General features: G+C 64.6%; 19 protein-coding genes. 14 read left to right on the plus strand and 5 right to left on the minus strand.

The features are described 5' to 3' along the window. The first annotated feature begins 2 nt into the window (after positions 1-2). Positions 3-902: a dihydrodipicolinate synthase family protein gene (locus tag ACN0TK_RS02405; protein ID WP_417307845.1), complete on the plus strand. Its 900-nt coding sequence runs from the start codon at positions 3-5 to the stop codon at positions 900-902. Next, entirely contained in the window at positions 899-3826 is a 2928-nt protein-coding gene (locus ACN0TK_RS02410) for an FAD-dependent oxidoreductase (protein ID WP_417307846.1), read from the plus strand. The genes ACN0TK_RS02405 and ACN0TK_RS02410 overlap by 4 nt, the downstream gene beginning before the upstream one ends. Here the strand turns inward: ACN0TK_RS02410 and ACN0TK_RS02415 are convergent, their stop codons facing one another. Together ACN0TK_RS02415 and ACN0TK_RS02420 are read right to left on the minus strand one after the other, a co-directional pair. Then, complete coding sequence (locus tag ACN0TK_RS02415; RefSeq protein ID WP_417307847.1) at positions 3827-4471, minus strand: GntR family transcriptional regulator; 645 nt, start codon at positions 4469-4471, stop codon at positions 3827-3829. Positions 4472-4792: 321 nt separating this feature from the next. Next, positions 4793-5857 (minus strand): LacI family DNA-binding transcriptional regulator, encoded by a 1065-nt coding sequence (locus ACN0TK_RS02420; RefSeq protein ID WP_417307848.1) that lies wholly within the window; start codon positions 5855-5857, stop codon positions 4793-4795. Between the two features lie 136 nt (positions 5858-5993). On the opposite strand from ACN0TK_RS02420, the gene ACN0TK_RS02425 reads away from it, so the two are divergent. The 12 genes from ACN0TK_RS02425 (at position 5994) to ACN0TK_RS02480 (ending at position 19795) form a co-directional block, all read left to right on the plus strand. Further along, positions 5994-6953, plus strand: a complete 960-nt coding sequence (locus ACN0TK_RS02425) for a hypothetical protein (RefSeq protein ID WP_417307849.1) — start codon at positions 5994-5996, stop codon at positions 6951-6953. Continuing rightward, the gene (locus tag ACN0TK_RS02430) at positions 6950-8107 is read left to right on the plus strand and encodes a serine hydrolase domain-containing protein (protein ID WP_417307850.1); all 1158 of its coding nucleotides are present in this window, start codon (positions 6950-6952) and stop codon (positions 8105-8107) included. The genes ACN0TK_RS02425 and ACN0TK_RS02430 overlap by 4 nt, the downstream gene beginning before the upstream one ends. Before the next feature lie 111 nt (positions 8108-8218). Continuing rightward, on the plus strand, positions 8219-9520 hold the full coding sequence (locus ACN0TK_RS02435; protein ID WP_417307851.1) for an ABC transporter substrate-binding protein: 1302 nt from the start codon (positions 8219-8221) through the stop codon (positions 9518-9520). A 38-nt stretch (positions 9521-9558) separates the two neighbouring features. Then, positions 9559-10491 carry a carbohydrate ABC transporter permease gene (locus ACN0TK_RS02440; protein WP_417307852.1) on the plus strand — a complete coding sequence of 311 codons (933 nt, stop codon included), beginning with the start codon at positions 9559-9561 and terminating at the stop codon, positions 10489-10491. Further along, positions 10488-11312 (plus strand): carbohydrate ABC transporter permease, encoded by an 825-nt coding sequence (locus ACN0TK_RS02445; RefSeq protein ID WP_417307853.1) that lies wholly within the window; start codon positions 10488-10490, stop codon positions 11310-11312. The genes ACN0TK_RS02440 and ACN0TK_RS02445 overlap by 4 nt, the downstream gene beginning before the upstream one ends. 275 nt (positions 11313-11587) lie before the next feature. Further along, positions 11588-12094, plus strand: a complete 507-nt coding sequence (locus tag ACN0TK_RS02450; protein WP_417307854.1) for a GAF domain-containing protein — start codon at positions 11588-11590, stop codon at positions 12092-12094. Between the two features lie 159 nt (positions 12095-12253). Then, positions 12254-13183 (plus strand): ABC transporter permease, encoded by a 930-nt coding sequence (locus ACN0TK_RS02455; RefSeq protein ID WP_417307855.1) that lies wholly within the window; start codon positions 12254-12256, stop codon positions 13181-13183. After that, positions 13180-14349, plus strand: coding sequence for an ABC transporter permease (locus ACN0TK_RS02460; protein ID WP_417307856.1), 1170 nt, complete (start codon positions 13180-13182; stop codon positions 14347-14349). Before ACN0TK_RS02455 ends, ACN0TK_RS02460 begins: the two co-directional genes overlap by 4 nt. After that, entirely contained in the window at positions 14349-15356 is a 1008-nt protein-coding gene (locus ACN0TK_RS02465) for an ABC transporter ATP-binding protein (RefSeq protein WP_417307857.1), read from the plus strand. Before ACN0TK_RS02460 ends, ACN0TK_RS02465 begins: the two co-directional genes overlap by 1 nt. Continuing rightward, on the plus strand, positions 15353-16372 hold the full coding sequence (locus ACN0TK_RS02470) for an ABC transporter ATP-binding protein (RefSeq protein WP_417307858.1): 1020 nt from the start codon (positions 15353-15355) through the stop codon (positions 16370-16372). The genes ACN0TK_RS02465 and ACN0TK_RS02470 overlap by 4 nt, the downstream gene beginning before the upstream one ends. Next, the gene (locus tag ACN0TK_RS02475; RefSeq protein ID WP_417307859.1) at positions 16369-17952 is read left to right on the plus strand and encodes a peptide ABC transporter substrate-binding protein; all 1584 of its coding nucleotides are present in this window, start codon (positions 16369-16371) and stop codon (positions 17950-17952) included. Before ACN0TK_RS02470 ends, ACN0TK_RS02475 begins: the two co-directional genes overlap by 4 nt. A gap of 298 nt (positions 17953-18250) precedes the next feature. Beyond that, positions 18251-19795, plus strand: coding sequence for a tryptophan halogenase family protein (locus ACN0TK_RS02480; RefSeq protein ID WP_417307860.1), 1545 nt, complete (start codon positions 18251-18253; stop codon positions 19793-19795). 42 nt (positions 19796-19837) lie between these two features. Here the strand turns inward: ACN0TK_RS02480 and ACN0TK_RS02485 are convergent, their stop codons facing one another. From ACN0TK_RS02485 to ACN0TK_RS02495, 3 genes are all read right to left on the minus strand, one after another. Beyond that, entirely contained in the window at positions 19838-20248 is a 411-nt protein-coding gene (locus tag ACN0TK_RS02485; RefSeq protein ID WP_417307861.1) for a DUF4279 domain-containing protein, read from the minus strand. A gap of 205 nt (positions 20249-20453) precedes the next feature. Next, positions 20454-21914 carry an alpha-glucosidase/alpha-galactosidase gene (locus ACN0TK_RS02490; protein ID WP_417307862.1) on the minus strand — a complete coding sequence of 487 codons (1461 nt, stop codon included), beginning with the start codon at positions 21912-21914 and terminating at the stop codon, positions 20454-20456. Between the two features lie 124 nt (positions 21915-22038). Continuing rightward, on the minus strand, positions 22039-23406 hold the full coding sequence (locus ACN0TK_RS02495; RefSeq protein ID WP_417307863.1) for an alpha-glucosidase/alpha-galactosidase: 1368 nt from the start codon (positions 23404-23406) through the stop codon (positions 22039-22041). Positions 23407-23432 lie beyond the last annotated feature (26 nt).

Below are 23432 nucleotides of genomic sequence, written 5' to 3' on the forward strand. Positions count from 1 at the left end.
TGATGACAAAGACTTTCCGCGGCACCTATACCGTCATGATCACCCCGTTCGACGCGGACGGCGCCATCGACCTGTCGGCGACGGCCGATTTCGTCGACTGGCAGATCACTTCGGGGATTCACGGGCTGGTGCCGCTGGGCTCGACGGGGGAATTCCTGTCGATGACGGACGACGAAAAGACTGCGGTGGCGCAGACGGTGATCGAAACGGCGGCGGGCCGGGTGCCGGTGCTGATCGGCACGGGCGCCGAGAGCACCGACGACGTGATCCGCTACTCGCGCGAAGCCGAGCGCCTCGGTGCAGACGGGGTGATGATTATTCCGCCGTTCTATTCGACGCCGACCGAGGACGAGTTGTTCCACCACTACAAGCGGATCGGCGAAGCGATCTCGATCCCCATCATGATCTACAACAACCCGGCGACGGCCAATGTCGACCTGACGCCGAAGATCGTCGCGCGACTGTCGGAAATCGACACCGTCAGCTACATCAAGGAATCGACGATGGATGTGACGCGCATCCGCGATATCCTCGAGTTCTGCGGCGACCGAATGACGGTGTTCGGCGGGATCATGGGGTATGAGTCTTTCCTCGCCGGCGCCGAGGGCTGGGTGGCCGTCGGATCGAACCTGATGCCCAAGGAAATGGCGGAGATCTTCACGCTGACCATGGATGACAAGAACCTCGATGCGGCACGGGCGCTGTACAAGAAGGTGCTGCCGGTGATCCGCCTGGTGGGCGGGCACCGCTACGTCTCGGCATCGAAAGCCGGGCTGGCGGCAATGGGGCGCTATGTCGGCGAGCCGCGCCCGCCGCGCCTGCCGCTGCCGGAGAACGAGCTGGCCGACATGCGGGATGCGCTGCTGCGCTCCGGTGTCGAACTGGCAGGTGTTACCGCGTGAGTGCAGCTGACGGCCGGCGCCTCAACACGCCGGGCATCGACGCAACGGACGAAACGATCAGTTTCAGTTTCGATGGGCAGCCGGTGACGGCGCTCGCCGGCGAGAGCCTTGCCGCGACCCTGACCGCGGCGGGGCTGATGGACCTGCGCGAAGCCCATGCTGGTGACCGGCGGGGCGTCTTTTGCGGCATGGGGGCCTGCCAGGAGTGCCTTGTCGAAATTGACGGCAAGGGCAGCCAGCGCGCCTGCATGAGCAAGGTCGTGGCCGGCATGGATGCGCGCCGGGCGATCGTAGCGAACAGCCAGCTGAAACCGCTGGCCGCGACGCCGCAGACAGAACTGAATACCGAAAGCTGCGACGTGGCGATTGTCGGCGCCGGGCCGGCGGCGCTGGCGGCGGCTGCGGTGCTGGCCGGCGCGGGACTGACGACGGTGATGTTGGACGAACGCGACCAGGCAGGCGGGCAGTATTTCAAGCCGCTCGCGCCGTCGCACCACTTCGATGCCGGACCGACGGACAGCCAGTTCGCCGAGGGCGACCGACGTCGGCACGCGGCCCTCGCCGCAGGGGCAGAACATCGACCCGGATCGCTGGTGTGGCAGGCCAGCGCCGATGCAGATGGCCAGCCGGAGCTGGCGATCAACGGGCCACAGGGCGCCTATCTGCTGCGGCCCAAGGCGGTGCTGCTGGCGACCGGCGCCTATGAAGCGCCGCACCATGTGCCCGGCTGGACGCTGCCCGGCGTAATGACCGCCGGCGCTGCTCAGACGCTGGCGCGTGCCTATCGCGTGAGCCCGGGACAGCGCATCGTCGTCGCCGGAAATGGTCCGCTGAACTGGCAGGTGGCGCTGGAACTGGCGCGGGGCGGCGCCAAGGTCGTGGCGCTCATCGAAAGCTCGCGGCTCACCCGGCCCGCCAGCGCCGGTGCCTTTGCCCGGATGGCGCTGCATGCACCAGGGTTGGCGCTCGACGGCATGCGGATGCGCGCGGCGCTCGCTGTGGCGGGGATTGCCGTGCACGAGGCGACGGTGGTGACCGGGCTCTCCGGCACCGGGCATGTGGAGCAGGTTACGGCGCGGCGCGCCGACGGGCGTGAGCTGACATTCAAGGCGGACGCGGTGAGCCTTGGCTATGGGTTCATACCGACGGCCGAGCTGGCGCGGATGCTGGGCTGCGACGTGCGGGTCGACGCGCGGACGGGGTTCCCCGTGGCCGCGGTCGATGATGCCGGACGCAGCAGCGTCGGAACAGTGTGGGTCGCCGGAGACGGGGCGGGGATTCGCGGCAGCCAGGCGGCGCTGGCGCGGGGAGAGCTCGCGGCGCTCGATATCGTCTCCCGGCTGAAATCCGCTCCGGTCGAGACGCGCAGTGCGCGGACCCGGCTGGCGCGCGCCGGGAAGTTTCAGGATGCGCTGTGGACGCTGTTTGCGCCGGCGGTGGAGACGCCCGAGCCGACGCCGGAGACGGTGATCTGCCGGTGCGAGGGTGTCACCGCGGGCACGATCACCGCGGCTGGGGCGGCGGGCGTTGCCGATATCGGCAGCCTGAAGCGACAGACACGATTGGGCATGGGGCGCTGCCAGGGGCGCTATTGCACCGGCAAGGCGCTGAAGCTGCTGCGCGGCGATCTGTCGGATGCGGTGGAAGCCGACCTGATGGCGCCACAGGCGCCGGTGCGCCCCGTGCCGGCGGCGGCGCTGGCGCTGGAAAAGGGAGAATGGGGCGGGCACCGCGAGGTGCCGACGCATGTGACGCCACGCGGGGCGGCAACCATCGATGCGCTGCCGCCACAGTGCGACCTGCTGGTCATCGGCGGCGGAATCACCGGCGCCTCGACCGCGATGTATGCGGCGCGCGACGGCATGGAAGTGGTCGTGGTCGACCGCAGCGCGCCCAACAGCGAAGCCTCGGGCGGCAATGCGGGCAGCCTGCATGTGCAGTTGCTGAGCTGGGACTTCGGCAAGAAAGCCATGGCCGGCGGTAGCCCCGCGCAACGCACCCTGCCGCTGCAGCGCGACTCGGTGGCGCTTTGGAAAACGCTGGAGCGGGAACTGAGCGCCGATTTCGAGATCGTCACCACCGGTGGGCTGATGGTGGCCGAGGACGAGGCGCAGGCGACATTCCTGCGCGACAAGGCGGCGGCAGAACAGGCGGTGGGGATCGACACGCAAGTCATCGGTCGCGACGAGCTGAGCGAGATTGCGCCGGCCGTTTCCGAACGTATGGTGGTCGCAGCCTATTGCGCGGCGGAAGGCAAGATCAATCCGCTGAAGGCAACGCCGGTGATCGTCGCCGAAGCGCAGCGGCTGGGCGCGCGGTTCTGTGGCGGGCACGGCGTGACTGCCATCGCCCCGGAGGGGACCGGCTATCGCATCAGCACGGCGGCCGGAGGCAGCATTGTTGCCAAGCGCGTGGTGATCGCGGCGGGTGGCTGGTCGCGGCATCTGGGCACGCTGCTCGATTGCAATCTGCCGATCTCCGGCGCGCCGCTGCAGATGCTGGTGACCGAGCCGACACGGCCGCTGCTGAAACAGTTGATCGCCCATGCCGACCGGCACCTGACGATGAAACAGGCAACGAGCGGCAACCTCATCATTGGGGGCGCGTGGACCGCCGACACCCATGCGAGGACCGGCTATTCGCGGGTGCTGCGCGACAGTATCGAGGGCAATCTGTGGGTGGCGGAGCGCACGGTACCGGCGGTTGCCGGGTTGCACCTCATCCGCTCATGGGCGGCGATGAACATCAATATCGACGGCGCGCCACTGCTCGGCGCCCTGCCCGGGCATCCGGGCGTCTTCGTCGCGGCGACGGCGAATGGCTATACGCTGGGGCCGATGATGGGCATGCTGACGGCAGCGCTGGCGGCCGGGCGCGATCCGGGCCGCGCCATCGACTATTTCACGCTGCAGCGCTTCGACTGATCAGATCGAGGCCTTGTAGAGGCTCTTGAGGTGCGACTGGGTGCGCTGGCGGGCCTGCTTGGCGTCGCCGCCTTCGAGCGCATCGATGATCTCGAGGTGCTCGGTGGCATCGGGCACCAGACGATCGGCGAGGTTCAGCGTCTCATAGAGACGGGTCACCATGCGCAGATTGCGGACCATGTTGGCGAGCACTGGATTGCCGGCGTAATCGGTGACCAGCGCATGCACTTCATCGTCGGATTGCCAGTGCGCGACCGGGAGATATTCGGGTGCCGAGAGCAGCGCATCGATATTGTCGCGGACCTTCTTGATGGCAGCTGCCGGCACCCGGCCGGCACTGAGGGCAGCAGCCTCGCCTTCGAGGATTTCACGAACTTTCAGGCTTTGCAGGTATTCGGCCAGGCCGACGGCGCGAACGACGAAAGAGCGGCCGTTCTTGACGACCAGCCCTTCGCCTTCGAGCTTTTGCAGGGCTTCGCGCAAAGGGGTGCGCGAGACGCCGAGAATTTCGGCGAGGCGGGACTCGATGATGATGTCACCGCCATGCAGCTGCTGGGACCTGATGAGATTGGAAACCGCGCCGTGCACCCGATCCGACAGGGCGTCATCCGCCTGTTTCGCGGCGGTTCTGGCTCTATCTTGCACGGCTGATCCTCTTGACCACAATCGCTCCCCCTATCGCATACAATATGCATGCGAACAATGACTGTGCCGACAGTTTGAGCATGCTGCCGCAAAATGTTCCACATGATCGTGGATGCGGTGCGGTGTCTGACCGAGGCTGGTGTTTCTCGCCCCACCGGACGCGGCCAGGCAACATAAGAAAGTATGGCCCGCGCGGCAGGGCGAGGTCCATAGAAAATCGAGATATTCACCAAGTCTGAAGGCTATAAGGGCAATGGGTGGTGGGGAGAACTACAGCTTTGCCGTCACGCAGAGCTTGCGCTGTTGTCGCGCTGCCTGTGCTCACGCCCCGACATCATTTCCTGGTTCGGCTTTCCCGGGCGCAGGCTCGACTGCGCCAGGCAGCGACCCGCGCATCAACACCGGCATCGGCACCAGGGTCTCTTCGTCCGTGCCTCCGGCGAGCAGGAGCTCGACAGCAGCCCGCCCCATGGCCTCGTGCGGTAGTCCAATCGTGGTCAGTCCCGGCCGCAGGTAGGTCGCGAGTTCGTCGTTGTCGAAGGAGACGAGGCCGACCTGATCGGGAATGGAAATGCGCGCTTCGGTGAGGGCCTGATAGGCGCCGAAGGCCAGCCGATCGTTGAGCGAGAGGAAGGCACGCGGATGGCCAGTTCGCAGATAGTCACTGACGAGGTCATAGCCATTGGCGGGCTCCCAGTTCCAGCAACTGAGCTCGGCCTCGAAGGTTAGCCCCTGCGCCTGCATCTCGTCGCGGATGCCAGCCAGACGCCGCGCGATCGGTTCTGAGCGGAACAGGCCGCGCTCGACCTCGGCATTGTGGCCGAGCAGGACAATGCTGTCGGCAATTCCGGCTTGCACCAGCAGCCGGACGGCAGAGCGACCACCCTCGTATTCGTCGGGCAGGACGGCAGTCGGGAAACGGCTGCTGGTGCCGTTGAGCATGAGCACCGGGGCGTTGATCGTCATGTCCGGCACGAAGACCTCGCGCGCCCGCATGGCGGCAAAGATCAGACCGTCGACCTGACGATCGAGCGCCGCCTCGACGGCCTGGATCTCGCGGGCGGGTTCGCCGCCGGTTTCCAGCACCAGCATGACATGGCGCGCCGCCTCGGCCCCCGCCAGGGCACCGCGGATCAGGCCGCTGGCGAAACGGGTGGTGGCGACATAGTCCGAAATGAAGGCAATAGAGCGCGACTTGTCGGTGCGCAGCGCGCGGGCGGCGATGTTCGGGCGATAGCCGAGCTTGGCGGCGGCGGCATGCACCCGCTCGTGGGCTTCGGCGGACAGCCGCGTGTCGGGCCGGCCGGTGAGGATCATCGAGGCGGCCGTGGTCGACAAACCCGCCAGGCGAGCAACATCGGCCAATGTCACGCGTTTCTTGGGCACGCTGTTTACGCTCTCCACATTGCCGCCAGATACCGTCGCACAACGGTGCGTTTGGATAGCCATGAAGCGTCACGCTTGACAAGCTCGGTGGCGCGTAGCATGTGCTAAATGCTTTTAGCTCTGGGAGGAGTTTCTATTGTCTTTCAATCTGCCCGGCTACTGGGTGTGGGATTTCTGGTGCGCTGACGATTCAGAGCGCTATCACCTGTTCTATCTTCACGCACCGAAATCGCTCGGCGACCCGCAGCTGCGGCATCGCAATGCCCGCATCGGCCACGCGACATCGACCGATCTGCGCAACTGGACGAACCATGGTCAGGTGTTCGACGCCGGCGCGCCGGGAAGTTTTGACGGCAGCGCCACCTGGACCGGCAGCGTCGTGAAAGGTCCGGACGGGCTGTGGCGGATGTTCTACACCGGCTCGCGCTTCCTGAACCCGGACAATTTCGTCAATGTCGAGACCATCGGCGTCGCGACCTCGCCCGACCTCGAAACCTGGACCAAACAGCCCGGGCCGATCTGTGTCGCCGACCCCAAGTGGTATGAAACGCTGGGGACCAGCAGCTGGCCCGAAGAAGCATTCCGGGACCCCTGGGTGTTCTGGCGCGAACACGACCAGCTGTGGCACATGCTGATCACCGCCCGCAGCAACGAAGGCCCGGACCCCGAGCGCGGCGTGGTGGGCCATGCCACATCGCCCGATCTCGGCACTTGGACCTTGCAGCCGCCCCTGAGCCAGAGCGGCGGCGGGTTTGCGCATCTCGAAGTGTTCCAGACGGTGCGCGTCGAGGGGAGCGACCATCTGGTGTTCTGCAGTGCCAGCACGACGCTTTCCGGCATCAACGCCGGCAAGATGGGCGGCGTATTCAGCATGCCGGTGGGCGAGGTGCCGGGGCCGATCGACCCGCGCCAGGCGCGCCTTCTGGTCGACCAGTCGCTCTATGCCGGGCGTGTCGTGAAGGACCGGACCGGTGCGGCGTTTCTGATGGCCTTCCACAATGACACGCCCGACGGCGGGTTTAGCGGGGGGATCAGCGACCCGATTGCGCTGCAGACCGACGCCGACGGCTATCTGAGCATTCAGGCCTCATCATGAGCGCAAAGATCTCGGGTCACGTGGCAGACGGCTTCGCGCCGGTCGCCGATGCTTTTGCCAAAGGGTTCGTGGACAATCCCAACATGGGGGCGGCGCTGTGCGTGATGATCGACGGCCAGCCCGTCATCAACCTCTGGGGCGGCGTTGCCGATGCGCGCACCGACCGTGCCTGGGAGGCCGACACGCCATCGGTCATTTTTTCGTGCACGAAAGGCATCGCCTCGCTGCTGGTGGCGCGCCTCGTGATGGAGGGCAAGCTGGCCTATGACGCGCCGATGGCGCAGTACTGGCCGGAGTTTGCGCCAGAGGGCAAGGACGCCATCAGCGTCGGGGACGTGCTGGCGCATCGGGGCGGCCTTTCGGCGCCCCGCGATGTGCTGACGGTCCGCGACATCGTCGATGCCGAGCAGATGGCGGCCCGGCTTGCCGCGCAGGAACCGCTGTGGCCACCGGGCACCGGCTATGGCTATCACGCGCTGACGCATGGCTGGCTGACCGGCGAGCTGGTGCGGCGCGCGACCGGACAATCGATCGGCGGCTATCTGGCCAGCCTCGTTACGGAGCCCCTCAAGCTCGATGCCTGGATTGGACTGCCGGACCGTTTGGCGGACCGGCCTGCGCACCTGCAGGTCAGCCCGCTGCTGCGGGCGCTATGGGCCGACGAAGCGGCAAAGCCCGAGCCGAACTGGCCGTTTCGCGCCATGACGCTTGGCAATGCCCTGCCGCCGACGCTGGTAACGGAAACAGGCGGGTTCAACACACAGGTCATTCGCGGTGCCGAACTGGCCGGTGCCGGCGGGATTGCCACCGCCGAGGCGCTGGCGACCATCTGGTCGGCCGCCGTAACACCGACAAAGGGCATCCGTTTGCTGGACGATGCTGTGATCGTCGAGGCGACGAGACCCCGCAGCTCTGGCGCACCGGTGTTCGGCGGTGAAGGTCCTTATTCGCGCTGGGGCTGCGGCTTCCAGCTCGATTCCGAAGCACGGCGCTATCTATCGGATGGCTGCTTCGGTCATGATGGTGCGGGGGGCCAGGTGGGCTTTGCCGATCCCGCCCGCCGTATCGGTTTCGGCTATGTCACCAACTATATGATGGGGCCGGAAGACCAACGGGCGACGCAGGTGCTCGATGCCCTGCGTTTGCTTGTCTAACGCACCCGCGGGTGGTTCGGCGGGATATTGACTCCGCCGATTGCCCGTGCGCTACATCCATTTAGCAGACGAGGAAACCTCGCTGCCCAATTTACCCCGGAGGAGAAAGCCGTGAGAACCAAGTCTCTCCATGCACTTCGCATCGCCCTAAGCCTTTCCGCTGCCGCCGTGACCGGCACCGCACTCGCTGCGCCGAGCTGCGGCACCGACCCCGTCGTGATGAACTCGTATTTCGAGACCGGCTTCCCGCTGCCGACGCGGCTGGCCGAAGAGTTCACAAGGCAGTTCCCGAATGTCACCTTTGACATCAAGGAAGATCAGTTCGCCAACATGATGGAGACCACGCCGCGGCTGTTGTCGGAAGACAATGCGCCCGATCTGGTCCGTCTGCCCTCGATGAGCGATCTGGTTGCCAACAACCTGCTGCTCAACCTTGATGGCTATTTCGAAGAGTTCGGCTGGGATCAGTTCCCCGCCTCGCAGCTGGTGCAGCTGCGCGTCGAAGAGGGCGGCCGCCCGCGTGGCAGTGGTTCGCTGTATGCGATGGGCCTCAACTACTCGATGACCGGCGTGTTCTATAACAAGGAACTGGCCGAGCAGATCGGCATGACCGAGCCGCCGCAGACCGTCGCCGAGCTGGACGCGCTCATGGCCAAGGCCAAGGACGCCGGCCTGCTACCGGTCATGCAGTGGAACAAGGGCACCGGCGGTTTCGCCTTCCCGCTGCAGAACCTCATGGGCGCCTATGGCGATCCGGAGCCGATCAACGAGTGGATCTTCCAGAAGGAAGGCGCCACGATCGACACCGAAGCGAACCTGGAAGCGGCCGAGCATCTCAAGGGATGGATCGACGCCGGCTACTTCCCGCCAGACGCCAACGCCATCGAATATTTCCAGATGATGAGCCGCTTCATCGGCGGTGAAGGCCTGTTCATGTTCAACGGTGACTGGGAGTCGGGCAATTTCGACACCAATGCACCGGGCAAGTTCGGCTTCTTCATCATGCCGACCGAAGAGGCCGACGGCCGTCATGCGTCGATGTCCGCGCCGCTGACCTTCGGCATTTCCGCCAAGGCCGAGCATCCCGATTGTGCTGCCTTCTTCCTGAACTGGGTAGCGACCAATCCGGAAGCCCGCCAGATCAACGTCGAAGTCGGCGGGTCGAACCCCGGCGGTCCGGCCGATCTGCCGATCCCGGCTGTCGAGCCCGGCTCGGTGACCGAAGCCTCGCTGGCCGCCGGCCAGGAACTGGCGCAGGACAACGGCGCCATGGACTTCATCGCCAATGCCACGGGCGCTATCTTTGCTGCCGGCTGGACGCCGGAACTGCAAAAGATGGTGGGTGGCCAGCAGACGGCTGAAGGCCTGCTCGACGCGGTGCAGGACGAGTACGAGACGCAGCTTTCGCGTTAATCGACACGGGAGATGCCCAGTCCGGGCCGGGACCTCACATGACTGATTCCATGACATCCGGGCCGGACGCACCCCGGCACACAAAGCGGCTCTCCCTTTCCGGGGGGAGCCGCAAATCCCTGACGGCGTGGCTGTTCATCACGCCGGCCTTCATCGCCTATGCTGCCTTTGTTTTGGGGCCGCTGGTGATGTCCGGCTACTATTCGCTGCTGCGCTGGGACGGCATTGGCGAGTCCAGTTTTTACGGGCTGCGCAATTACGTCACCGTGCTCACCGATTCCGATCTGCTGCAGATCATCGGGAATGCCTTCCAGCTGGTGCTGTATTTCACCCTGATCCCCGTGCTGCTCGGGCTGGCCGTGGCATCGGCGATCCGCAGCCAGATGGCCGGCAAGTTCGGTACGCTGACGCGGACCGTGTTGTTTCTCCCCCAGGTCATTCCGCTCGTCGCGGCAGGTATCGCATGGAGCTGGATGTTCGCCTCGACTGGGCTCGTCAACCAGATGCTGCGCGCCGTGGGCCTGTCGAGCTGGGTGAAGGGCTGGCTGGGCGATTTCACCTTCGCGCTGCCCGCCGTGGGCGTGATCGGCGCCTGGGTGCTGCTGGGCCTTTGCACCATGCTGCTGGTGACCGGCATCACCAAGATCGACCCGAGCCTTTATGAAGCGGCAAAGCTCGACGGTGCCAAGCCGTGGCACGAGTTCCGCTACATCACACTGCCGGGCCTGCGCCAGGAAATCGGCGTGTGCGTGACCGTGACGGTCATCGCGGCGCTCGCCAGCTTCGACATCGTTTATATCGCGACCCAGGGCGGCCCCGGGATCAACACCACCGTGCCAGGACTGGAGATCTACAGACTGGCCTTTGCACACCGGCAGGTCGGCCTCGCTTCGGCGCTGGCGATCGTGCTGATGATTTTGGTGCTGCTTTCGATTGCCCCCGTCCAGTGGTTCACGCGGGAGAAGAAATGACACCCGTGACCGCCAAATCCCTGTTCGCCAAGGGGCTGATCGTCCTGCTGATGATCATCACGCTCCTGCCGTTCCTGAGCATGCTGTCGGCGGCGCTCGCGCCGTCGGGCAGCTATCCCAATGGCCTGCAATGGCCGGCCGATCCGCAGTGGAGCAATTTCGTCAAGGCGTTCGAAGTGGCGCATATGGATCAGCTGCTGCTGTCGAGCACGCTGATCGTGCTCGGCGTGGTGCCGATCTCGGTGCTGATCTCGACAATGGCCGGCTATGGCCTCGCCAAGCTCACCACCAAGAAATACAAGTGGCTCTACCTCGTGTTCGTCTTCGGGCTCACCCTGCCCTTCGAGGCGGTGATCACGCCGCTCTACTACGAGGTGCGGGCGATGGGCCTGCTGAACACGCGCTTTGCGATCATCCTGCCGCTGATTGGGCTCTACATGCCGTTTTCGGTCTACTGGATGCGGGCGCATTTCCTGAACGTCCCCAATGATCTGAGTGAAGCCGCGCAGCTCGACGGCGCCACGCGCTGGCAGGAGTTCATGCGCGTGCAGGTGCCGCTGGCCCGGCCGGCAATCATGTCGCTGACCATCCTGCTGTTCCTGTGGACCTGGAACCAGTTCCTGCTGCCGGTGGTGTTGGTTCAGGATCCGCTGAATCGCACCATGGCCGGCGCGCTGGGCGCGTTCCAGGGCCAGTGGGGCACGGACGTACCGCTGCTGTGCGCCGGCGCCCTGCTGATCCTTGCGCCGACCATCGCGATATTCCTGGCGTTCCAGCGGCAGTTCGTGGCGGCACTGATGCAGGGCGCCGTGAAGGGCTGAGACCATGGCGTCTGCGCCCAACCGCATCGCGTGCAGACGCTCAAAGACAAGCAGGCCGGTCCGATGCCTCTCGGTGTCGGACCGGCTCAAATCCTACGCGGCCAACCCAGTCGCCTGCTGTCCCCTTTGTTGACAAGATCAACTTTATTAAGGACTCAGGCCCATGCCCTAAAGATCGTGCGGGACAAAACGCCTGGGCGCAGATTTTGGGGCGGCGTCGCCGATGCCGATCCTGTATGGACGGCGGCACATCAGACGACCCAGGAGACTCAGCATTGACCACCGCAGATCCAGCACACGCGTTCCGGGAGTTCGAAGAAGTCCTGGCGCGTCATGACGACCCGCTGGACACCGGCGCCGCCCTCCACCGGCTCGCCGAAGCGCTGATCGGGGTCAAGCTGTTCACGCTGACGGCGATCGAGATGCCGCTGATGCAGGTGCGGCGGGTCTACTCCAGCCATCCCGAGGTCTATGCGGTGCTCGGCACCAAGCCGATCGTCATCGACCCATGGTTCGAAGCAATGCGCACCGAGCGCAAGATCACGGCGATCAACACGGCGGCCGGGATGGAGGGGCAGTTCCCCGATCTCGAGACCATCCGCTCGCTGGGCTGCAACGCGTCGCTCAGCGTGCCGGTGATGGTCGGCGGCGAACTTGTGGGCACGATCAACGCGCTGGACGCCGAGGGGCAGTATGACGACAAGGCGGTGGCGCGCGCCTCCGATCTGATCGTACCGGCCACCGCGGTGTTCCTCATTCTGAGGCGCCATTTCGGCATCTGACAACGCTCGACTCGATCTACGCGAATGCGATTTGTCAGCATCTTTTGCCACACCCGCTTGAGTTGCGAGCAGGAAAGGGATGCTATAACGCCCGTCACGAGTTTTTCATTCTGTGTGCTGCGTGACCGCGCGGCCCGTTCACAATCTGGTTTGCATTAGATGGTCGGTTACCTCGCCCAACGCCTGGGCATGATGGCGCTGACGCTGTTCGGCATTATCACTTTGACCTTTTTCCTGATGCACGCGGTGCCGGGTGGGCCATTTGTCTCCGAGCGCATGATGGCGCCGGAAATTTCCGCAGCGATCAACGCCAAGTATGGGCTCGATCTGCCGATCTGGCAGCAGTACCTCAATTATCTCGGCAGCATTGCGCGCTTCGATCTGGGCCCATCGTTTAAATATCCGGGCGTATCGGTGAACGAAATGATCGCCTCGGGGCTGCCGGTGACGCTGCAGGTCGGGCTGCTGTCGGTGATCTGCGTCGTGGCGCTGGGTTTGCCGCTGGGGATCGTCGCGGCGCTGAACCGCAATCGCTGGCCGGATACAACGGTGATGTTCATCGCAACGCTGGGCGTCGCGATCCCGAGCTATGTGATCGCGACGGTGTCGCTGTATGTGTTCGCGCTGAAGCTGGGCTGGGTGCCGACCTTCGGGCTGGATGACTGGCGCGGCTATTTCCTGCCGGTGTTCGCGCTGTCGGGCTTCTGGATTTCCTTCGTGGCGCGACTGACCCGGTCGTCGCTGCTCGAGACGCTGCAGCAGGACTACATGACCACGGCGCGGGCCAAGGGGCTGCGTCGCGGCCAGATCCTCATCAAGCACGGGTTGCGCAATTCGCTGCTGCCGGTGGTGACGGTCATCGGACCGGTGATCGCCAATCTCGTTACCGGCTCCTTCGTCATCGAGCAGATCTTTGCACTGCCCGGCATCGGCCGGCAGTTCGTGCTGTCGATCACCAACCGGGACTATACGGCCATCATGGGCATCACGATCTTTTACGCCGCCATCCTGATGGTGATGATCCTCATCGTCGACCTGCTCTATGTATGGCTCGACCCGCGCATCAAGCTGACCCGGGTGGCCGCATGACCGAGACACGCGCCGCCGAGTGGGAACAACTGCCGCTCGAAGCCAAGACCACAGCGCCGCCGCCGCCCGCTCCCGGGTTCGGGCAGGAAGCCCGGCGACGGCTGTTCGAGAACAAGCCCGCCGTGATCAGCATCGTCTTCATCGTGCTGCTGGTGCTTGCTGCGATCTTCGGGCCGATGCTGAGCCCGTTCAGCTATTTTCAGCAGAACCTGAAGCTCGCCAATATCCCGCCGGCCTTCGACACCTATGAGGTGACCGCCAGTGACGGCGAGCGCACGCGGTTCTTCCTCAACGGGTCGAACTTCAACCTCTATCAGCTCGACGACGACGGGCATGTGCTGGGGCTGCTGCGCGGCGGACGCAAGGACATCCTGAAAAAGCAGCAGCCCTATACATTCGGGGATGCCGAGATCCTACTCGACTATTCGCAGCTGCCGGCGCGGCTGATCGCGCTCGACGGCGCGGAGATCCGGCCTTCGGGCTGGAGCTGGAACATGACCTATCTGTTCGGCACCGACCAGCTGGGCCGCGACGTGCTGGTGCGGCAGCTCTATGGCGCGCGCATTTCGCTCACCGTCGCCTTCGTCGCCACGCTGGTGAACTTTTTCATCGGGGTCTTTTACGGCGGCATCTCGGGCTATCTGGGCGGTCGCGTCGACGCGGTGATGATGCGCATTGTCGAGATCATCTCGACCATTCCGCTGACGCTCTATGTCGTGCTGCTGATGGTGGTGTTCGACAATGGGCTGATCTCGATCATCGTCGCCATCGGCTCGGTATTCTGGGTGGATATGGCGCGCATCGTGCGCGGGCAGATCCTCAGTTTGAAGAGCCAGGACTATGTGGCGGCGGCGCGGACCATGGCCGCCTCGCCGGCCCGTATCCTCACCCGGCACCTGCTCCCCAATGCGATCGGCCCGATCATCGTGACGCTGACCATGCTGATCCCCTCGGCCATCTTTATCGAGAGTTTCATGAGTTTCATCGGCCTCGGCGTCACTCCGCCGCTCGCGTCGTGGGGCACGCTGACATCGGAGGCGGTGGAGACGCTGCGCGCCTATCCGCATCAGCTGTTCTTCCCCGCTGCCGCCATCTCGCTCACCATGTTCGCCTTCAATTTTTTGGGTGACGGGCTGCGCGATGCGCTCGACCCGAGGATGCGCTGATGGAAAACGAACCCATTCTGTCGGTGCGCGATCTCGCCACCTCGTTCTTTACCCGGCGCGGCGAAGTGCAGGCGGTGCGCGGCGTCAGCTTCGAGGTGCGGCCGGGCGAAATGCTCGGGCTGGTCGGCGAGAGCGGCTCGGGCAAGTCGATCACCTGCATGTCGGTGCTGCGGCTGTTGAAAGCCGGGGGCAAGATCAAGGCGGGCAGCGCGCATTTCGAGGGCAATGACCTTTTGGCGCTCGACGAAGAAACGCTGGCGAACCTGCGCGGCAACCGGATTGGCGTGATCTTTCAGGACCCGATGACCTCGCTGAACCCGACGCTGACGGTGGGCGAACAGGTGATCGAGACCATCCTGCGCCACCGCCAGGTCAGCCGCGACGCGGCGCGGGCACGGGCGATCGAACTGTTCGAACTGGTGCGCATCCCCTCGGCGGCGGCGCGGCTCAAATCCTATCCGCACGAGTTTTCGGGCGGCATGCGGCAGCGGGTTATGATCGCCATCGCGCTGGCGTGCGACCCGAAACTGCTGATTGCCGACGAACCGACGACGGCGCTCGACGTGACCATCCAGCGCCAGATCCTGGCGCTGCTGAAGGACCTGCAGCAGCGGCTGGGGATGTCGGTGATCCTGATCACCCATGATCTGGGCGTCATCGCCGAGGTCACCGACCGGGTGCTGGTGCTCTATGGCGGGCTGGTGATGGAAACCGCGCCCGTGCGCGAGCTGTTCGCGCGGCCGGCGCACCCTTATACGGTTGGCCTGCTGGACGCGGTGCCGGACCTGCGCGACGACACGCACCGACGGCTGACGCCGATCCCCGGCAGTCCGCCCGACATGCTGAAGCCGCCACCGGGGTGTCCCTTCGCGCCGCGCTGTCCGCATGCGATGCGCAAATGCGTCGACGAGCGGCCGCCGCTGTTCGGCACGTTGCATCAGGCGCGCTGCTGGCTGCATCATGCCGAGGCGCCCAAGGTCGACGGTATTCACGAGGTGGCCGCATGACGACGCCACTTCTGCAATTGCGCGACCTGAACAAGCACTTCCGGCTGCCGGCGCCGCTGTTCACGCCGCGGCCGCTGTTGCGCGCCATCGACGGGGTCGATCTCGATCTGATGGCGGGCGAAACGCTGGGCCTTGTGGGGGAATCCGGCTGTGGCAAGTCGACCCTGGCGCGCACGGTGATCCGGCTGCACGAGCCGACCTCGGGACAGATTCTGTTCGACGGCGAGGATGTGAGCTCGGTGCCCGAGCGCGAGCTGAAGGGCCTGCGCCGGCGGGTGCAGATGATCTTTCAGGATCCTTATGCCTCGCTGAACCCGCGGATGAGCGTTGCCGACCTGATTGCAGAACCGCTGGAGATCGCGAAGATCGGCACACCGGCCGAACGGCGGAAGAAGGTTGCCGATCTGCTGGATCGCGTCGGCTTGCCGCGCGATGCGGGGGCACGGTTTGCGCATGAGTTTTCGGGCGGCCAGCGCCAGCGCCTCGGCATTGCCCGGGCGATCGCGCTCGAGCCGGACCTCGTGATCTGCGACGAGCCGATTTCGGCGCTCGACGTGTCGGTGCAGGCGCAGGTCGTCAACATGCTCGAGGATCTGCAGGCGGACCTGGGGCTGACCTATCTATTCATCACCCACGACCTGTCGATGGTGCGGCACATCTCGGATCGGATCGGCGTGATGTATCTGGGCAAGATCGTCGAGCTGGCGACCAGCGCCGAGCTCTATCACCGGCCGAGCCATCCCTATACGCAGGCGCTGCTGGCTTCGATTCCGGTGCCGGACCCGGAGGCGGCGCGGCCGAATGCGCCGATGGTCGGTGAAATCCCGAGCCCGATCGACATTCCATCGGGTTGCCGTTTCCGCACCCGCTGCCCGCTGGCCAAGCCGATCTGCGCCGAAGCGGAGCCGCCCCTCGAAGATATTGGCGGCGGGCACCTGTCCGCCTGTCATTTCGCCAGCGAACTGGCGCAAGAATCCACCGGGGCCCAGCCCCACAACCAGGAGAGAACATCATGAAGAAGTTTGTTCTGCCACTCGTCGCGGCAGCGCTGCTCGCCTCGACCGCCGGCAGCTATGCCGCCGGCGACCTGACCTATGTGGTCAACAACGAGAGCGCCAAGTACGATCCCGGCACGACCGCCGAGACCTTCGCTGCGCCAATCATCGGCAATACGTTCGAAGGCCTGGTGCGCTTCAACCCGGAAAACGAAGTGATCCCCGCGCTCGCCGAGAGCTGGGAAATCTCCGATGACGGCCTCACCTATACGTTCCACCTGCGCGATGCGAAGTGGTCGGATGGCGAGCCGGTCAAGGCTGGCGATTTCGTCTATGCCTGGAAGCGCGTGCTCGACGCCTCGACCGGTGCGATGAACGCCGCGATGCTCTACCCGATCGTGGGCGCCGAGGCGGCGTTTGCCGGCGAAGGCAGCGCGGACGACATCGCGATCTCTGCCCCGGACGACAAGACGCTGACCTTCACGCTGAACCAGCGCGTCCCCTACATGATGCAGCTGCTGACCTACACGACCTTCTTCCCGGTGCGCGAAGACGTCGTGACAGCCGATCCCGAGGGCTGGACGCGTGACCCGGCGACCTTCATCGGCACCGGCCCGTTCCGCGTCACCGAGTTCAACCAGGGCGAGTCGGTGGTGTTCGAGAAGAACCCGAACTACTACGACGCCGACGCTGTCAGCCTCGACACGCTGACTTTCCGCCTGATCCCCGATCCCGCGACGGCGCTCGCCGCCTTCGAGGCCGGCGATGTCGACGGCATCGAAGCCGTGCCGGCACCGGAAATTCCGCGCCTTTCGGTCGAGTCCGATGGCTTCATGGTCGTGCCGGCGCTCGGCACCACCTATGCCTTCTTCAACCCGCATCAGGCGCCGCTGGACAATATCCACGTGCGCAAGGCGCTGGATATGGCGATCGACCGGACCGACATCGTCGAGTTCGTGCTGCAGTCGGCCGACACCCCTGCCCTCGGCCTCGTGCCGCCGGGCATGAACGTCGCCGGCGAAGAGTTCACTGAAGGCCGTGACACGTTCGGCCTCAGCGAGACCGCCGATGTGGAAGGCGCCCAGGCCGAGCTGGCCGAGGCCGGCTATCCGAACGGCGAAGGCTTCCCGGACACGCTCTACGTCACCTATTCGTCGCCGCCGATCGAGAAGCTGCTGGAAGCCATCCAGCAGATGTGGAAGGAAAACTTGAACATCGACGTCGCCATCCAGGCGACCGAGTGGCAGGTCTATTACCCGGACGTGCAGAAGGTCGAATACCAGATCGCGCAGATGGGCTGGGGTGCCGACTATCCGCACCCGATGACCTTCCTCGACAACTTCGTGACCGGCAGCCCGAACAACCTCAACAACTGGTCGAATGCCGACTATGACGCGGCGATCGCCGCGGCGAAGGCGACCGGGGACGAGGCGGAATCGCTGGCCGAAATGCGCAAGGCCGAGGCAATCCTGATGAACGATCACGTCATCCTGCCGCAGTACCACCGTTACAACTACATGATGATGAGCCCCGAAGTGACCGGCTTCTGGCGCTCGTCGCTGAACGTGCCGTATTTCCGCGACGCCGAGATCGCCGAGTAAGGCATCTGACCTGACGACCCGAGAGCCCGGCAGCCGCGCGCTGCCGGGCTTTCTTTTTGCACCGTCGCGCCTCGGGTGGGCGCGGCCGCCTCATGCTACACGCCCCTCATCACCGGGCTTGTCCCGTTGATTCAGCGGGATGTTGCGGCAGCACACTGGATGGCCGGGATGAACCCGGCCATGAGGGGGACAGATCGGGGCGCGCGGCGCTGGCGGCTTCGCGCGCGCGCAGACACGGCCGAAGCCCATTCCCCTGCCCTACCTAACCGCCTAAACTCGGGCGGGGAGGATTTTATCAGTGGCATCAACGCGCTTCGTGGTGGTCGGCGGCGGCACCGCCGGGTGGATTTCGGCGTTCATCGTCCAGGACGCCATCAAACGCCTGCGGCTCGATGCGCGCGTGCACGTGGTGGAATCCTCGAAAATCCCGACCGTGGGCGTCGGCGAAGCGACGACGGCGGCGTTTCACCTGTTCCTCCGGCATTTCGGCATCGACACGCTCGATTTCATGCGCAGCTGCGAGGCGACCTACAAGCTGGGCATCCGCCACGAGGACTGGCGCAAAAAGGGCGTCACCTATTACGGCCCGATCGATGACCCGCATCAGGTGGTGCAGGCGCCGCCGGGGGCGCCGAGCGACTATCTCAACGTCTATGCGATCTCGGTCGGCAAGCCGGTGCAGGACATGCATCTGTTCGGCCCGCTGCTGGAGCGCAAGAAGGCGCCATGGACGGTCAAGGGGGATGGGAGCCTGCTGCCGCTCGGCCCGTTCCTGCCGGCCTATCATTTCGATCAGGCGCTGGTCGGTCAGTACCTCAAGGCAAAATCCGAGGGGATCACGCTGGTCGACAATGTGATGTCGGGTGTCGAACGCGACGCCGATACCGGCGATGTCACCGCGCTGGTGTTTGAAGACGGCGAGCGGCTCGAAGGCGATTTCTTCATCGACGCGACGGGCTTTCGCAAGCGCTTGATCGTTGGCGAACTGCAGGCGCCATGGGTGAGCTATGCGCATGAGCTGCCGGTCAACCGCGCCCTGCCCTTCTGGCTGCCGGTGGAGCCGGGCGAGGAGATCGCCAACTATACCCGCGCCTGGGCGCAGGATGCCGGCTGGATGTGGCAGATTCCGACGCAGACTCGCTATGGCTGCGGCTATGTTTTTTCAGACGCGTTCCGCACGCCGGACGAGGCCCATGCAGAGATCGAGCGGGCGCTCGGCCGCGAGGTCGAGGTGCGCGGCGACATCCGCTTCGAGATCGGCCGGCTCGAAAACGTCTGGATCAACAACGTGCTGGCGGTGGGGTTGAGCTCAAGCTTCCTCGAGCCGCTGGAATCGACTTCGATCCACGGCACGATCGTGCAGATGATGATGTTCGCCGGCCAGTATCTGCGCGATCCTGCCGAGATCACGCGCGACCTGTGTGCCGACTACAACCGGCGCGTCGCCCGGCAGGTCGACGACTTCCGCTCATTCGTCAATCTGCACTACATGACCGAGCGCGACGACACGCCGTTCTGGCGCGAGGTCCGCGCCAACCGCATTCACCCCGAGACGCGCGAGCGCCTCGCCCGCTGGCAACAGGAGATGCCGCGGCACCAGCATTTCCCGCAGTATCTCTTCGGCCTGCCGCATATGGAAACCCAGCTGCATTACCCGGTGCTCGACGGCCTCGGGCTGCTGGACCCGGCCCTTGCCAAGGCCGAGATGGCGCGGGACCCCAAACTGCGCAGCTTCGCCAGAAAAACGCATGACGCGCTGGTCAAGGAATACAAGCAGGCGGCCACCAAGGCGCTAGGGCATGCTGAGTTCTTGCAGGGTGTGCGGGAGCGACGGTGGAGCTAACGATGGCAACTGCGACACCCCTGTAATTCCCCCGGTCGTGAGTCAGTCGAGGGAATAGACATCGAACTCCAGTTCTATGCCGCGCCTTCCGAGTTCAAGAAGGCTTGAGGCCGAAATGGTCAAGCCTTGATTGCCGTCTGCGATAAAGAGGCCGCAGAACAGATCCACCTTGAATTGGCTGGTCAACTGTCCCCAGACGGCCAGGTCTTCGGTGACGGCGCGCAAAAGCTCGACGATCTGGGCATCCAGATTGCCCGGCCGGGCGACCGCAGACTTGATGCTCCACAGTCCGTGGCGCTGGATGGCGCCGACGCGTCCATTGGGCAGGGGTATGCGCTCGCCCGACCGGTAGCTGAAGTCCGGCGGGCGGCCCAGTAATCCGGTGATGTCCTCGGGCACCAGCGTTGCCCCAGCAATCCGCAACGACGCCGCCGTCTTTTCAACCTCACCCATTTGTTCTGCTCAAAACGACGCTGATCAAGGAATCCTAGCCCGTCTGACGGCATAGAGCCATGGTCCGCAGATTGATCGCAAAAAGTCGAGCCGGCCTTCTGCCCCTTCCCATAACAAAAGACCCGCAACCCTTTCGGGCCACGGGTCAGTCTGGGAGGATCGGGCGGCCGGCGACGGGGCTTCTCGCCCGGGCGCCGGCCAGATTTCAGCGATGCGCGCCCTTCAGTTCGCGCAGTTCTTCGACCGAGCGGACCACCTTGCGGGCCGCGCCCTGCCAATCGCGTGTCTTGACCGTGGCGTTTTCGAGCCGCGCCTTGGCACCGGGGACGGCATCGGCATATTGCGGCAGCCAGTCGGCCTGGGCGACGACCATTTCGTCCACGAGCTGCCAGACCTCGTCGGGCGTGCAGATGGCGCCGACCAGCGGATCGTGCAGCACGGCGAGCTTGAGCTTGTCGATATCGCCTTCCATGGCCGCTTCGACGCTCATCCGCTGCACCGACACCGAGACCGAGCAGGTAGCGGCACAGGCGGTGGGGAGCGTAATGCCTTCGACCATGTTGATACCGAAGCGATCAACAAAACCGGGGCTTTCGATGATCGCGTCATCGGGCAGGTTGCGGATGACGCCATTGTTGCGCAGGTTGAAATGTCCGCGATAGACCCGACCGGTTTCCAGCGCCTCGATGATGTGGCTGGCGTGCTCGGAGGTGCGCTTGTGCTCGCTCAGCGGCTTCGCGGCCTCGGCTTTGAACTTGGGGAAATCGGTTTCGAACCAGTTCCGCCGCTCGGTCGAGTAACGGAGGTACCCACCGGTCTCGCCGTGGATCCAGTCGCTCATGTCGATCCAGCGCTCGATCTCGTCGGGGCGCTTGCGGTACCATGGCAGGTATTCGGAGAGGTGGCCGTTGGACTCGGTCGAGTAGACGCCGAAGCGCTTCAGCACGTCGATGCGCACCTTTTCGGTTTTTGAATAGACCGGATGCGCCTCGAACCCGGCGATCAGCTCCTCTTTCTCGATCTTGCGGCCCTTGGCGCGGATGTCGATATACCAGGTCTGGTGGTTGATGCCCGAGCAGATGTAGTCGAGTTCCTCGAGCTTGACGCCCAGCACATTGGCGATCTGCTCGGCGCCATGCTGCACGCCGTGGCAGAGGCCTACGGTGTTGACCCCGCCATACTCGAGCGCCGCCCAGGTGTTCATCGCCATGGGGTTGGCATAGTTGAGGAACAGCGCGCCGGGCTCGGCGACCTCGCGGATATCCTTGCAGAAGTCGAGGATCACCGGGATGTTGCGCTGGCCATACATGATGCCGCCGGCGCAGATGGTGTCGCCGACGCACTGGTCGACGCCGTATTTGAGCGGGATCGAGATGTCGGTGGCGAAGGCCTCGAGCCCGCCGACGCGCACGCAGCTCATGATGTAGCGCGCGCCGGTGAGCGCCTCGCGCCGGTCGGTCGTCGCCGTCACCTTGGCCGGCAGGTCGTTGACCTTGACGATCTCGGAGATGATCTCCTCGATCATCTCCAGATTGTGTGGATTGATGTCGGTGAGTGCGAATTCGCAGCCGACGAATTCCGGCACCTTGAGCAGGTCCGAAATCAGCGTCTTGGTGAAGCCGACCGATCCGGCTCCGATGATGGCGATCTTGAATGTGGGCGACATGTCTGCCTTCAGCCTCGTGCTAGGCCCTCGTGGTTCGACAGGCTCACCATGAGGGCGACGGCGAGTCGGGAGCGGTTTGGCCCGCGTCCCCGAACGTGCCGAGGACGCGGGCCGGGTTTTCTGGTCAGGCGACCTTCTGCTTGGGCGAGACGCGGGCCCATTCGGGGATCCAGTCGCCATGCGCGGCCAGCAGGTCGTCGACAAGGTTCCAGATCTGCTCGAGATCGAGCTCGGCCGCAGTGTGCGGATCGAGCATTGCGGCGTGATAGAGATGCTCGCGGTTCTCGGTCATCAGCGCCGCGACCGTGAGTTCCTGCACATTGATGTTGGTACGCATCAGGCCGGTCAGCTGCGGCGGCAGCTCGCCGATATAGGTCGGCTGGATGCCGGAGCTGTCGACGAGGCACGGCACTTCCACCGCGGCATTGTTCGGCAGCGAAGTGATGACGCCGTTGTTGCGGACATTGCCGTAGATGACGCCCGGCTCGCCGGTCCAGACCGCGTTGACGATCTCGGACGCGTATTCCTTAGACTGCTTGACCTCGATGGTGTTGGCATTGCGGTACTCGGTGGAGGTGGTCTTCCACTTTTCAATCTGCTCGATGCAGCGCTTGGGATATTCGTCGAGGGGAATGCCGAACTTCTCGATCAGGTCCTCGCGCCCTTCCTTGATGAAATAGGGCGTGTACTCGGCGAAATGCTCGGAGCTTTCGGTGACGAAGTAGCCGAGGCGCGTGAGCATCTCGTAGCGCACCTTGTTGGGGCAACGCGGGTTCCAGCCGGCCTTGGGCGCGCGGCCCTCACGATAGGCGCGGACCAGATCTGGGTAGAGGTCGCGATAGCTGCCGTCGGGCTGGCGGTGCTCGAACTTCAGATAGAAAGCCATGTGGTTGATGCCGGCCGAGCGGTAGCGGATCTCGGAATAGGGAATGTCGAGATCGTGGGCCAGCTCCATCGCCGTGCCCTGCACCGAGTGGCAGAGGCCGACCTGCTTGATGGTCGGGTACTTCTCGGCGATGGCCCAGGTGTTGATGGCCATCGGGTTGACGTATTGCAGCATGACCGCCTCGGGAGCGACCTCGAGCATGTCCTCGCAGATCGACCAAAGATGCGGCACGGTGCGCAGCCCGCGCATGATGCCGCCGACTCCGAGGGTGTCGGCGATGGTCTGGCGCAGGTTGTACTTCTTGGGCACGTCGAAATCGACGACGGTGGAGGGCTCGTAGCCGCCGATCTGGAAGCAGACGACGACGAAGTCGGTGCCGTCGAGTGCCTTGCGCTGGTTGTCGAAGGTCTCGACCGTCGCGGGCACACCCAGCGTGTTGACCAGCTTGCCGGCGATGATGGCGCTTTCTTCGAGCCGCTGCGGATTGATGTCCATCAGGCGGATTTCGGCGCCGGCCAGCGCCTCGCGCTGCAGGATATCGCCGACAATGTTCTTCATGAATACCGACGAACCGGCACCGATGAATGTGATCTTTGGGTTGGCCATAGGGAAGTCTCCGGTAGATTTTGGCG

This window comes from Devosia sp. (genome assembly GCF_048261455.1).
In the GTDB taxonomy this organism is placed as follows: Bacteria; Pseudomonadota; Alphaproteobacteria; order Rhizobiales; family Devosiaceae; genus Devosia_A.

What these genes read in the sequence shown, in the direction of transcription:
- ACN0TK_RS02405 (WP_417307845.1), top strand. Translation starts at nt 3, where the DNA reads ATGACAAAGACTTTCCGCGGCACCTATACCGTCATGATCACCCCGTTC.
- ACN0TK_RS02430 (WP_417307850.1), top strand. Translation starts at nt 6,950, where the DNA reads ATGAGCGCAAAGATCTCGGGTCACGTGGCAGACGGCTTCGCGCCGGTC.
- ACN0TK_RS02440 (WP_417307852.1), top strand. Translation starts at nt 9,559, where the DNA reads ATGACTGATTCCATGACATCCGGGCCGGACGCACCCCGGCACACAAAG.
- ACN0TK_RS02445 (WP_417307853.1), top strand. Translation starts at nt 10,488, where the DNA reads ATGACACCCGTGACCGCCAAATCCCTGTTCGCCAAGGGGCTGATCGTC.
- ACN0TK_RS02455 (WP_417307855.1), top strand. Translation starts at nt 12,254, where the DNA reads ATGGTCGGTTACCTCGCCCAACGCCTGGGCATGATGGCGCTGACGCTG.
- ACN0TK_RS02460 (WP_417307856.1), top strand. Translation starts at nt 13,180, where the DNA reads ATGACCGAGACACGCGCCGCCGAGTGGGAACAACTGCCGCTCGAAGCC.
- ACN0TK_RS02465 (WP_417307857.1), top strand. Translation starts at nt 14,349, where the DNA reads ATGGAAAACGAACCCATTCTGTCGGTGCGCGATCTCGCCACCTCGTTC.
- ACN0TK_RS02470 (WP_417307858.1), top strand. Translation starts at nt 15,353, where the DNA reads ATGACGACGCCACTTCTGCAATTGCGCGACCTGAACAAGCACTTCCGG.
- ACN0TK_RS02475 (WP_417307859.1), top strand. Translation starts at nt 16,369, where the DNA reads ATGAAGAAGTTTGTTCTGCCACTCGTCGCGGCAGCGCTGCTCGCCTCG.
- ACN0TK_RS02485 (WP_417307861.1), bottom strand. Translation starts at nt 20,248, where the DNA reads ATGGGTGAGGTTGAAAAGACGGCGGCGTCGTTGCGGATTGCTGGGGCA.
- ACN0TK_RS02490 (WP_417307862.1), bottom strand. Translation starts at nt 21,914, where the DNA reads ATGTCGCCCACATTCAAGATCGCCATCATCGGAGCCGGATCGGTCGGC.
- ACN0TK_RS02495 (WP_417307863.1), bottom strand. Translation starts at nt 23,406, where the DNA reads ATGGCCAACCCAAAGATCACATTCATCGGTGCCGGTTCGTCGGTATTC.